Source organism: Arcticibacterium sp. SM2516 (genome assembly GCF_057914865.1).
In genome coordinates this window covers 1,569,276-1,582,455 of sequence record NZ_CP195290.1, presented here as the reverse complement: position 1 = coordinate 1,582,455, position 13,180 = coordinate 1,569,276, and the positions used below count along the sequence as shown (strand labels likewise).

At 35.3% G+C, this 13,180-nt stretch carries 9 protein-coding genes; 7 read left to right on the top strand and 2 right to left on the bottom strand.

The genetic code is table 11. The features are described 5' to 3' along the window. The first annotated feature begins 32 nt into the window (after positions 1-32). The 7 genes from ACSBFT_RS06530 to ACSBFT_RS06500 all read left to right on the top strand — a co-directional run bounded on the left by ACSBFT_RS06530 (position 33) and on the right by ACSBFT_RS06500 (position 10,847). Positions 33-458 (top strand): BrxA/BrxB family bacilliredoxin, encoded by a 426-nt coding sequence (locus ACSBFT_RS06530; RefSeq protein WP_463046182.1) that lies wholly within the window; start codon positions 33-35, stop codon positions 456-458. 385 nt (positions 459-843) lie between these two features. Continuing rightward, the gene (locus ACSBFT_RS06525; protein WP_489603974.1) at positions 844-4,272 is read left to right on the top strand and encodes a PAS domain-containing hybrid sensor histidine kinase/response regulator; all 3,429 of its coding nucleotides are present in this window, start codon (positions 844-846) and stop codon (positions 4,270-4,272) included. 21 nt (positions 4,273-4,293) lie between these two features. Beyond that, entirely contained in the window at positions 4,294-4,671 is a 378-nt protein-coding gene (locus tag ACSBFT_RS06520) for a response regulator (RefSeq protein ID WP_489603973.1), read from the top strand. Positions 4,672-4,687: 16 nt separating this feature from the next. Then, positions 4,688-5,755 carry a hypothetical protein gene (locus ACSBFT_RS06515; protein WP_463046218.1) on the top strand — a complete coding sequence of 356 codons (1,068 nt, stop codon included), beginning with the start codon at positions 4,688-4,690 and terminating at the stop codon, positions 5,753-5,755. Beyond that, positions 5,755-7,173 (top strand): glycosyltransferase family 2 protein, encoded by a 1,419-nt coding sequence (locus tag ACSBFT_RS06510; protein ID WP_489603972.1) that lies wholly within the window; start codon positions 5,755-5,757, stop codon positions 7,171-7,173. The genes ACSBFT_RS06515 and ACSBFT_RS06510 overlap by 1 nt, the downstream gene beginning before the upstream one ends. Before the next feature lie 10 nt (positions 7,174-7,183). Further along, positions 7,184-9,607, top strand: coding sequence for a sulfatase-like hydrolase/transferase (locus ACSBFT_RS06505; protein WP_489603971.1), 2,424 nt, complete (start codon positions 7,184-7,186; stop codon positions 9,605-9,607). Continuing rightward, entirely contained in the window at positions 9,600-10,847 is a 1,248-nt protein-coding gene (locus ACSBFT_RS06500; RefSeq protein WP_463046221.1) for a YaiO family outer membrane beta-barrel protein, read from the top strand. The genes ACSBFT_RS06505 and ACSBFT_RS06500 overlap by 8 nt, the downstream gene beginning before the upstream one ends. Before the next feature lie 72 nt (positions 10,848-10,919). Here the strand turns inward: ACSBFT_RS06500 and hemW are convergent, their stop codons facing one another. Then, entirely contained in the window at positions 10,920-12,038 is a 1,119-nt protein-coding gene (gene hemW / locus ACSBFT_RS06495; protein WP_489603970.1) for a radical SAM family heme chaperone HemW, read from the bottom strand. After that, entirely contained in the window at positions 12,038-12,811 is a 774-nt protein-coding gene (locus ACSBFT_RS06490; protein ID WP_463046223.1) for a class I SAM-dependent methyltransferase, read from the bottom strand. The genes hemW and ACSBFT_RS06490 overlap by 1 nt, the downstream gene beginning before the upstream one ends. Positions 12,812-13,180 lie beyond the last annotated feature (369 nt).

Genomic DNA, 13,180 nt, shown 5'->3' with positions numbered 1-13,180 from the left:
GAATCAAATTTGAACAATTAAATTAAATAGATATGTATCCTCCTCATTTAGTAGCACCTATGAAAGCCCAGCTTACAGACGCTGGTTTTACAGAGCTTCTTACTGCTGCAGACGTAGATAATTTTATAGAAAATCAAAAAGGTACGGCATTGATCGTTATTAATTCGGTATGTGGATGTGCTGCTGGAACTTGTCGTCCAGGAGTATTAGCTTCTTTAGCTAATGCTGAGCATAAGCCAGACCAATTGGTAACTGTTTTCGCTGGTTTTGATACGGAAGCTACTCAGCGTATGCGTGATCACATTCCAATGCCTCCATCTTCTCCATCTATAGCCCTTTATAAGGATGGTGAGTTGGCTCATTTTGTAGAAAGACATCACATTGAAGGTCGTTCTGCTGAAATGATAGCACAGCACTTAGGAATGGTTTATGACGAAATCTGTGCTACCGAAGTATAATTAAAAAATCAATCATCCTGCCCTTTATTTAAGACTAAGGAAATCTTTAAAGCCTGTGAGCATTTGCTCTCAGGCTTTTTGTTTAAACGCCCCTAAAGAAATTACGTATTCGCCAAAACGTTATTTATGAAATTTTCTTTAAGGTTTTTGAAATATTTTCATAATTCATATAGTCAATGGTTCAGTTAAGATATATAATGCCAGCATAGTCTATGTTATGTATCTGAATGGCATAAAATTTGAGGTTTTCATCGTGTATAATACGGAAGAATTAAATTCAGAAGCTCTATTCTTCATGGTCATTTTTTAATGATAGATAAATCCTAATATGTCTAAAAGAAAAGCAACGTTTGATAGTAACATGATTAAAATGATGGAAATAATCATGCAAAAAATATTGTGCGAGGGACTAATGGTGCGTTCAATCTTATCTAAAAAGAAACGATTTTATTCAAAAACCAAAAAATTGGATAGTGCTAAAATGGAGAATTTAGACTATTCCAGATTAACACCAGAACAAAAATCGCTCTCTAGACTAAATAGAAAAGACGCTGAGGACTTTTTCAAACAAATAGATTTGGTCAATCCGGATGTTTCAATTGAAAGTATAACAACCATACCTCTGAAAGATCCTCAAGGAAAAAACTTGGGTAACCTTTTAGTTTTCTTAAAAGCTGAGGATAAGGAGCCAGTCCCAAATTTGATACAAATCGAGCTGGATCTGCTTGGCAGTATTATAAATGAGTGTTATGAGTACTCTAACCTTTATTTTTACGAAAATGTGTTCCATATTTCTTCTGAAATGGTTTGTGTAGCTGGAATGGACGGTTTTTTTAAAAAAATAAACCCAGCTTTTAGAAGAACATTACGATGGTCTGAAGCAGATATCTTGAAAACCCAATGTATAGATTTTATACATCCTGACGATGTTAAGGAGGTAACAAGCGTCATTAAAACCTTTAATAGGAGTACTAAAAGTGTTGATCTCAAGTTAAGATTGAAACAGAAATCAGGGGCTTATAGTAAAACGGAATGGGTAGTAAGTATAGATTTTTCAAATGGTTTACTCTATGGTATAGGAAGAGATATTACTAGGCTTGAAGAAACCAAAGTTGAACTCGTTCGAGCTAATAAAATGCTGGAAAAAACCAACAAGGTTGCCAAAATTGGAGGCTGGGAGTTTGATGCTTTAACCGAGGAATTATACTGGACCTCTATCACCGAAGAAATTCATGAAGTAGGAGCGAATTATAAGCCTAACTTAGCAGAAGGCCTTGGTTTCTATAAAGAAGGCGAGAGTTTGGATAAAATATCTGGAGCGTTCAAGAAAGCTTTAGTATTCGGCGAATCCTTTGACGTTGAGCTTGAGATAATCACATTTAAGGGTAATGAAAAATGGGTAAGAACGATAGGTAATCCAAATTTTGAAAATGGGCAATGCGTAAAAATTACAGGTACTTTCCAAGATATCACTAGAGATAAGAAGAACAGTTTGGCTTTAGAAGCCATTAATACCCGAATGGAGGCGGTTCTGAATGCCAGCACCGAAACTTCTATAATAGCTACAGACCTGAACGGGAGAATCACTCATTTTAATTCAGGATCGGAGATTTTACTAGGCTATACCGCTAAAGAATTGGTAGGTATTTATACGCCAATTATTTTTTATGATCAAAAAGAATTAGAACAACAAGCCAAAGAGAATTCCAAAGAATTTGGATTTAAAGTGAATCCCGGTATAGATAGCTTTAGGTTAAGATCAAAACTCGGTTTACCCGATAATGGCGAGTACTCTTATATAAGAAGAGATAATGAAAAAATTGATGTAAAGGTATCTGTAACACCTATTAAAGATAGTAAAGAGGAGATCGTGGGATACTTAAGTGTGGCCGTAGATATCACAGAAAAGAACTTATGGGAGAAAAAAATACTTGAAAACGAGAAGAGATATAGAATTTTCTTTGACAACTCCAACGTGGTAATGTATACCCATGACATGAACGGAAACTTTATGTCAATAAACACGATAGGAGCACAGCTAATTGGCTTTTCTAAGGCAGAAATACTGAAAAAAAACATTATTGATATAGTCCCTATAAAGTCCAAAGTAAGCTTCCCCTTTTATTTAAAAGAACTTGCCGAAAATGGCAAATCTAAAGGCCTTATGCAGGTGGTCAACTATAGTGGTAAGGAAATTACTTGGATGTATAATAATGTGGTGGTGGAGTCTGTAAAAGGAGATGAGTATGTGCTTGGAACTGTCATGGACATCACGGATAGGATAGAGCTTGAGCGAGACTTAAATGAATCAAAGAAACTCGCAGAATTCAATGCTAAAATGAAGGATCTTTTCTTGGCCAACATGAGCCATGAAATTAGGACTCCAATGAACGCCATTACGGGTTTTGGTACACTCCTAAATGATACCAGGCTAGATGAAGAACAGAAAGACTATTTAAAATCAATAAATACGGCATCTTCTAATTTGCTGAATATCATTAACGATATCTTAGATTTTTCCAAGATTGAATCTGGTCAAATAAGTATAGAAAGTGTAGAGTTTGATTTGTTGGAACAATTAGGCAATGTAGAGCGAGTACTTAAAAGAAATGCAGAAGAAAAAGGACTAAGTTTTAAAGTTGAATTGGATACGAAAACACCTAGATTTGTGCTTGGAGATCCAACAAGACTAAATCAAATTCTGACCAATTTAATCAGTAACGCTATTAAGTTTACGGAGTCTGGGTTTATTAAGATAGAAGTTTTTGTAACTAAAGTTGAAAATGACTTTCAAGAGATTCAATTTAATATTCTGGACTCTGGTATTGGGATTCCAGCGGATAAAATTGAGATAATTTTTGAAAGGTTCACCCAAGCAAACACCAATACGACAAGAAAATATGGAGGAACGGGCCTAGGTTTAAGTATTTCTAAATCCCTTGTAGAACTACAAAATGGAACATTTTTGGTCAAAAGTGAAGAGGGTGTTGGTTCATGCTTCGGGTTTAATATTCCGTTTAAAAATAGAAAACAAGAAGAAATTATAAAACCAGTCGTTAAGAAATCAATTTTACAACATTCGGGCTTGAAGATTCTTTTGGTGGAAGACAACATTTTGAATCAGAAACTGGCTATGAAAGTACTGGAAAAGCAAGGCTTCAATGCTAAGATGGCTTGCAATGGTCGAAAAGCCGCAGACATACTCGAAAGCGAAACGTTTGATTTAATCCTGATGGATCTTCAAATGCCCGAAATGGATGGATATCAGACTACACAGCATATCAGAAATGTGCTAAGATTGGAAATTCCAATCATAGCCATGACCGCACATTCATTGGTGGGAGAAAAGGAGAAGTGCATTCGGGTAGGAATGAACGATTATCTTCCAAAACCTTTCAAGCAGGAAGAACTGTATGATAAAATTTTAGCACTTACAAAATATAGAGATATGAATTCAAAGATAAATACGGCTAAAGCTACCTATGATCTTAATTACCTAAGAACGATGGCAGAAGGAAATAAAGAATTTGAAAAGGAAATTATTAACACATCTTTGGTCCATATTCCAGAGAGTTTAAAAGAATTATTAAACGCCATAAGATTATTGGATTTGAAAGAAATTAGTGCTGTGGCTCATAGGCTAAAATCTTCTTTTTATGTGATGGGTATTGAAGACCAGTCACTTTTGAAACAATTCGAACTGAATGGAATAGATGATCTCACAACACTTGAAAATATGTATTTCAAACTGGAGGGTATTTATTTAGAAACAAAAGTGTGCTTGGAGAGTGAATTGGAACATTATTACGCCTAAAAGGCAAAAAATAAATAAAATATGAAGATAATGTTGGTTGAAGACGACGCCCTACTTCTAAGAACATTAGAGTATAAATTGGAGAAAAGTGGTTTCGAGATTGATTCTTGTAAGAATGGATACGATGCCATAGAGTATTTGAAATCTAATGTACCAGACCTCATTGTGACGGATATAATGATGCCGTTTATTAATGGATTAGAAATAGTTAGTCATGTGAGGAATATCATGAATAATCAAAGCCTGCCTATTATTGTTTTGAGTTCGGCTGGATTAGAGAAAACGGTTTTAGAGGCTTTTGAACTAGGAGCAGATGATTTTATTACAAAACCCTTCAGCCCCAATGAACTTATTATTAGGATAAATAAAATGTTTATTGGTCGGAGGTCTCAGGTATGATATGCTATAAATAAAAGTGAAAAACTTAAACTACTTTGACATAAGCGACATAGAATTACTCTATTTCACTAGCACGCTGTTGTTTCTCATAAGCGTAGGATTTTTTGTGATCGTAATGATAAGTAGAAAGACTAAGTCTATTAGAATTAAAGTAAGAAACCGCGTCTTACTGGCATGTCAAGAATTTATAAGTGAACTGGTCTTTGAAGACGAATTGAGTTATAAGACATGGAAATTGGAAAAGTATTTTTTAAGTAGCGACTATAAAAAACAGGTTCTTTTAGAAGAGATTATTAATCTTCATAAAAGTGTCAAAGGCGAATTGGCCACTTTTTTAGAGGGGTATTTTATAGAGAAAAACTTTCATCTCATTTGCCTTGCTAAGATTAGAAGTAAAAATAAATATAAGATAATAGAAGGGCTTTTGGAGTTATCACAAATGAACGCAACCGTAGTCTTAACGGAGGTTAAGGAAGTTTTACGAAAACAAAAGGATGCTGATATGAAAAATCATTTCATTGAATTTTTGATAAAACAAGATCCCAAAGAAGGTTTGAAAGAGCTTCATAAGGCTAATACATATATTTCGGATTGGTTTCAAATTAAAATAGTGAATGTATTAAAAGAAAAAAACTTCATCGATGTCCCTCCATTATCTATTTGGTTAAAAAATGGTGGAAGTCATGCGTTTTTTGGCTGTAGACTCGTGGCTTTTGCTCGCGTTCATGCTGAAATTCCGGAATTAATAGAAATACTTTCTTTTTTTGGGGACGATGAATTGAAAATAGAGGCATTAAGAACTTTGACAGAGCTTGAAGCGAAAGAATCCATTGAGGAATTAACGAGAAAGTATCTGTGGCAGCCGGAAATCGTAAAAAAAGAGATCCTAATTCTTTTAGAAAAATTTGAGGGCGAAATGAATGTGGACCTTCTGATAAAATGTGCTACTTCTAGTGTAGATGATATTAGAGTTTTCTCTATCAATGCCATCAGTAAACTAAAAATAGAGCGAAATTATGCAAAACTAAGAACGCAAAAGGTATTTCCCTATTCGCTTAATCAAAGCATAAAGCTGGTTGGATAATGGAAAATACTCTCCAACATATATCCCATTTTGTTCAAAACACCTTGGTGGTCTATTCTGCGGTGCTAATGGCTTCGTATATACTGTTGGGTTTAATATCGATTTTTACCCTTAGGAAATATCTAAAAACAAGCAAACATACCGATTATATCGAATTGTTGCCTAATGTACAAGTGCCAGCTATTTCATTAATAGCACCAGCTTATAACGAAGGCCTGACCATAGTTGAAAATATTAGATCTTTAGTATCGCTGCACTATGCCAACTTTGAGGTTATAATAGTAAATGATGGCAGTTCCGACGATACGTTGTTAAAGGCCACAAAAGCATATAAAATGGAGAAAATCGAAATGGAAATTCGTACTCCAATACCTTCAAAAGAAATAAGAGGTATTTATAGGTCTAGTCTGCCTGAATTTAAAAACCTTTTGCTCATAGATAAGGTAAACGGCGGAAAGTCCGATGCCTTGAACACCGGAATTAATGTCTCTAGTAGTAAATATGTGGCCTGTATAGATGTGGACTGTATATTGGAGCAGGATTCGCTTTTAAAGCTCGTTAAACCATTTCTTTCGTACAAAGAGAAGGTAATAGCCACTGGTGGCGTCATAAGAATTATAAATTCTTGTGAGATAAAAAACGGATCAATCACAAAGATTACTGTACCCAAGTCCTGGATTGCTAGAATGCAGGTTTTAGAGTATCTCAGAGCTTTTCTGCTAGGAAGAGTGGCTTGGGGTAATTTGGATGGTCTCTTGCTCATTTCTGGAGCTTTTGGCATGTTCGATAAGGACATTGTTATTGCCGCTGGAGGATATAGCACCACCACAGTTGGTGAGGATATGGAGCTGGTGGTGAGAATGAGAAGATATATGGTAGAGCATAAAATACCCTATAGGGTAGAGTTTATACCTGATCCTTTATGCTGGACAGAGGCTCCTGAAAGCACTCAGATTCTAGGGAGGCAAAGAAACAGATGGACCAGAGGTACCATAGAAACTTTATGGTATCATAGAATTATGTTTTTTAATCCTAAGTATGGGGTTATTGGAATGCTGAGCTATCCATACTGGTTCTTTTTTGAATTTTTAGCTCCAATTATTGAAACTTTAGGACTCGCTTTTTGTATTCTGGCAGGCTTTATGGGTTGGATAAATTGGGAGTTCTTTTATGCCATTTCTTTGATGATATATGCCTTCGTGATTTTCATTAGTCTCATGGCCATTTATGTAGAAGAATTTACATACTGCCAATACAAAAGCAGTATGGATATCATAAAACTAGTCGGCAGTGCTTTAGTAGAACCCTTTATATATCATCCTTTTTTGGTTTACTCCGCCATACTGGGTCATATAGACATGATAAAAGGGAAGCACACTTGGGGAGAAATGACGAGAAAAGGATTGAAAACGACATAAAAAATAAACCATGAATGACATTTTAGAAAAATTTGGATTAAAACAGCTTCTCAAAATAGGTTTTGGAATCAGCATATTACTTTCCTTAAGTGATATCATAAATACATTTTTATATAATATTCAGGCCATGGAAAGTGGCATTTTATGGATAGCCATTCAGACCGTCTTTATAAATCTCGGAGTGGGTGGTTTCTTCGTCTTAGTATTATTAATCCCTTACGCACTTATTAGGACTTTTAGTCAAGGCCTGGCCAATGCTATTATTATCCTCTTTGCATTCGTTTTACTTCTAGCCAACCTTTGTTTAAATAAGTATTTCTCTACTACCAATCTTTCCTTGGGTAGCGATTTATATGGTTATACGCTTTCAGATATTTTGATGATACTTCAGACATCCACAGATTTCAATATGATGGATTTATGGCCATTTGTGCTTTTCTTCGCCCTATTTCTACTTCTCATTAAGTTGTATTTCTCAGATTTGGGTTTCAAATCAAGTTTAATTTGGCCACTGTTATTTGGAGTTATTTTTTTATTCTTCGGTAAAGCTATTGGAGCCCAATATGGTACTAATCTTTCGTATTTTGTTAAGGATTCTATGGATTACCAAATGTCAAAGTCTGAAGAGGTTTCTTCCAATTGGGAAGGAGATTCAAACAGTTATCCTTTAATGAAACCCCTTAATATTAATAATGATGTTTTAAGCGATTACTTAAACTTAAAGGATATTAAACCCAATATCGTGATATTAGTGGTAGAGGGTTTAGGAAGTGATTTTACGGGCTCAGGAGGACAGTATGAAGGTTTTACACCCTTTTTAGATTCCCTTTCTAAAAAATCACTCTATTGGTCCAATTTTGTCAGTAACACTGGACGTTCTTTTGGTGCTTTGCCATCTATTTTGGGCTCTGCACCTTTTGGAGATAAAGGTTTTCTGGAACTCGAAGAAATACCAGATCATCTTTCGCTCATAGCTTTAATGAAACAGAACGGCTATCAAACTTCTTACTTTGAAGGAGGAGATTCTAATTTCGATAATAAGATAAAATATCTTCAAAATGAGGGTGTAGATTTTGTTTTGGATAAAGAAAATTTTGGTCCTGGTTACGATATGTTTTCTGATGATGAGAATGGTTTTAGTTGGGGCTATCCAGATTCTGAAATCTATAAAAAAACACTAACGCTTTTAGAACCTATTGCTAAGCCGAGATTGGATGTTATCTTAAGCATATCAAATCACGAACCGTTTAATTTTCCAAACCGAGATTTATATCAATCCAAGGCAGAAAAAATAAGGGATAATAAGGGCTATAGCCAAACCCAAAAGAAAATCATTACGGAGCATATCAATATTTTTTCCAGTCTGCTTTATACAGATGCTACTATTGAAAGCTTTCTTAAATCGTATGAAAGTAGCCCGAATTATGAAAATACAATCTTTATTATTACCGGCGACCATAGGCTAATTCCAGTTCCACAGAAAGATGATATCTGCCGGTATCATGTACCGCTGATGGTCTATAGCCCTATGCAAAAGAAAGCTCAAGAATTTAAGGGAATTAGCTCTCACATGGATATTACTCCAAGCATTATGACCATGCTTAAGAATTCTTACCAAGCCATAGTTTCTGAAAATGTACCTTGGATTGGATCAAATCTTAGCTCTTCTATAGATTTTATAAATGATCATGAGATTCCCTTAATGCAGTACAAAGGAGCTTTTAAAGACTTTATTTCTAATAATTATTATTTATCGGGGGATAGCTTTTTTGAGATAAATAAAGACTTTAGTCTGTCAAAAACAGACAAGGTCGAAAAAAGAAAGCAAGTAGGAGAGCGGTATAATTATTATAAAAAACTTAATCGTTTTGTTACCCTAAATAATAGAATAATACCAGCAGATCCTTCTGTTTCTAAAATTCAAAAGCTAGCGTATACCAAGGAAGAACAAAAAGTCATTGACGATAATACTAAGGGACAAAATCTTACCATTGAGCAGGTATATTTCATTGCCAGAGAAATGGCTTTTGAAAAAAAATATGAAGACGCTCATGCACTTATAGCTTATATAATACATAAAAACCCCAATCATTTTGATGCGATAACACTTAAAGGGAGAGTTTATGGTTGGAACGGTGAATTTGAAAAAGCTCAAAAAGAACTTCTTTATGTGATTAATAGAAGTCCTTTATACTTTGATGCTTATAGTGCTATTTTGGATCTTTATTGGTGGAATGATAAACCAGAACTGGCTAACGAGATTAATAAGAAAATTAAAGTAAATTTTGCCAATAAGAAGGACGTTCTTCAGATGGCTAATGTTTCAATGAGTAGGTTTAAAAATGATGAAAAATTGAATTCAGAAACCCTTAAAATGGCAAAAGCTGTTCAGGATGAATTTGCATCAATAATGGAGAAACAAAAAAATGATTAGAATTTATGTCATACTATCCCTGTTTCTGTCAAGCTATATGACCTTAATGGCCCAAGATGGGAGTATTGACCCAGATGCAGAATTCGCCAAAGCACGTGAGTTTGCCTTTAACGATAAAAGGAGCTTGTCGATTAAAATCTTAAAGAATATAGTGGTCAAATACCCAAATTATGATGAGGTAAGATTGTTTCTTGGAACTGTTTATGGCTGGGAAGAAGAATATAAGTTGGCAAGAAAGGAGCTGCAGATTTTAATAGAAAAGAATGAGCAGGAAAAGGATTACTGGGTCGCTGCCATAAAAAATGAAGTCTGGGCTGAACAGGCCATGGCGGCCATTGATTTATCAAAGAAAGGACTTGTTCTATTTCCTAACGATATTGATATTACGCTTTTAAAAGCCAAGGCCGAAAAGAATAATTATAAACTCAATGATGCCTTTATCACTATAAAAGCGTTTCTAAAAATAGAACCAGATAATGTATTGGCCAATGAGTTTTTACAGGGACTAAAAGAAGATTTTGCCACCAATAATATCAGTATTGGTATCTCAATAGATAGGTTTACAGAAATATATGACCCAATGACCTATTATTACCTCGGTTATGGTAAAGAAACGAAATGGGGTAGCATAACTGGTCGAGTAAACGTCAATAAGAAGTTTGGCGAGCTAGGAACTCAGTTTGAAATAGATGCCTATCCTAGCCTCGGAGAGGGTTTATATGCTTATATGAATTTCGGTGTTTCCAATTCTTCCATCTTTCCAGGTTTGAAATATGGAGCTCAGCTATACAAATCCTTACCAAAGAGCTTCGAGGCTTCTATAGGAATTAGAAGATTAAAGTTTACAGAGTACACCACCATTTATACCGGCTCTTTGGGGAAGTATTTTGGAAATTCTTTTATCAACTTTGTGCCTTACCTTATCCCTTCCAATGAGGGGCTAAGTAAATCGGGTACTTTGAATTATAGAAAATATGGAGCTAATGGAGACCAATACTTTTCAGTTACGGCTGGTGTAGGTTTTTCACCAGAGATAAATAGATTTGGTTTAGATACTGCTAACGAACCTATTATTAGCCTGAAATCTCAAAAATTGGGTGTCAGTAAAAATTTCAAAGTAAAAAATAATAATAATATTTTGGGAATTGGCGTGGCCATTGCTCACCAAGAAAGTCTCTTTGACCCAGGGGAGTATATTTGGATTATTTCAGCGAGTCTTAGTTACAGTCTTAGTTATTGAAAAGATAATTATGCTAGGAAAGGATGTTGTTTAAAATCTTACAATCTGGATGAAATTAACCCGAAGAGGCTATTAAAAGAAAAGCTCGGAAGCTATAAAGTCTGCTTTAAGCTTGCCAGCTTGTGTTAATTTGAGCGTATCGTTTATGGATATTAGAAGCCCTTTCGACTTGAATTTTTCAGTAGCATCTTTAAAATCAGTACCATCAAAAGACACCAATGTTCTAAGTTTTTTTAAATCTACACCCCATTTGGTCCTTAGCCCAGTCATAAGGTATTCATTGGCTTTATCATTGGCAGATAGATTCTCAAACTCAAAAGGAACAAATCCCCCTGCTATGGATTTTAGATATTTAGCGTTATTGGAAACATTCCAAAATCTCTGATTTCCATTAAAGGAATGAGCGGACGGCCCTAGGCCCAAATATTCGTCACCTTGCCAATATGAAGTATTATGCACAGCGTATTTGCCATCCTTAGCAAAATTGGAAATTTCATATTGTTCAAACTTGTTTTTTTCCATTTCTTCCAACAGAATATTGAATTGGTCGGAGGCAAAATCATCATCTATAGGTTTCATGATTTTCTGCCTAACTTTATTCCCAAAGACAGTTTTCTCCTCAATGGTTAAACAATAAGAAGAAATGTGGGATACCCCAAAACTAAAAGCCTTATGAAGATCGGACTTCCAGATTTCATTCGATTCCGATGGAATTGCGTAAATTAAATCAATACTTAAATTCTCAAAACCTACTCGAAGGGCATCATGAATGCACTTTTCGGAATGTGCTGCATGATGTGCTCTGTTCAGAAAATGAAGGTGTTCGTTATTAAAACTCTGAATACCTATACTAAGCCTGTTAATGCCCACAGAAAGCCATTCTTTTAATCTAGGAATAGTGATATCGTCAGGATTACATTCTAAGGTGATTTCAGCGTTTCGCTCTATCTCAAACTGGCTATTAATATGCTTGAAAATCATTTCCAATTCACCAATATCGAGTAGGGAAGGGGTGCCACCGCCGAAGTATATTGTCTGTAAACTTTTACTTTTTAAGAATTCCTTTTGTAGTTCTATTTCCCTGCATATGGCGTTCACCACATCTGTTTTCTTAGAGGTATTGGTAGAGAAATGGAAATCGCAATAATGACAGGCTTGCTTACAAAAAGGAATATGCAGATATAAGTGCATTACTTAGTGCCCATAAAGTAGAAATCTATGCATTGGTCTGGGTCTACACATAAAAAATGATCGTCCCAGTTTATTTCTGCAGCCAAGCCATTGGTTTGACTCATTAGTTTTTCTCTGTTCCTTCTGTTCATAAACTCATAAGGAATTCTGAGCATCCAGGATGGTAACTTGTGCTGAAGGTCTAGCACATCCCATTTCATGGTCTTATTTACAGAGACTTTATTTTCTTCATAGTATTGCCAAACTTTGTCATTTCCACCAACACCCATAGTGTCAACGGTTTTGAAGTATTTGGCCATTAAGTTACTCAACTCCTTGGTATGATACTCTCTTATATGCCAAGGGTTTCGACTTAGACTATATGTTTTATTTACGGTGGTTAAAATAATTTTACCACCTGGCTTAAGAACTCTATGAGCTTCTTTTAAGAATTTATGGTCGTCATTGATATGTTCTATGACCTGAAAGGTCACAACAAAGTCAAAAGTATTGTCTTCAAATGCTGATAAATCAGGAAAATCAGCTGTGTTAAAATGATGGTCCGGATATTTCTTTTGTAGAGCCGTTATCAGCTCTTTGTTTTTATCTAATCCGGTGTAATGCTCAGAAGCTGAAATAAGCTTTTCAACCCCACGACCCCAGCCACAGCCTAGCTCTAAAACTTTTCCGTTGATCACCTTGGCGGCCTCTTCATAAGGGAAGTATAACCTCTGATGTACTGGATTATCAGATATTATTTCTGCACTAGTAATTTCTGTAGTAGCGTAAGACATTCGTTTTATTAGGAAATTTTAGTAAAAATAAAGCTTTGGTAAGTATTAAACCAAAATAGTGCCATACTTATCACCAAAACCCCATTGCTTTTCTCTTGAACAGAGGTTAATGTTGAACCAGGTTTATGCCTTGTTGAATTGTAATGAGTTTTAAAGTGGCATAAATCAGACATTTAAGCGAGATTAGCATAGTGGTTTACCCTGAGCTATTGTGGAAGGGTTCTGGTGATTGAGTTTAAATGCGTTTACGCCTGCACTGAGCCTGAGGAAGTGAAATGATTTGTCTTAGCCTGAGCTTGCCGATAGGAAGTAATTTAGATACGGTCCCGATAAAATCGGGAGGTTTTCTAATGAATAAAGCGGGTTGAA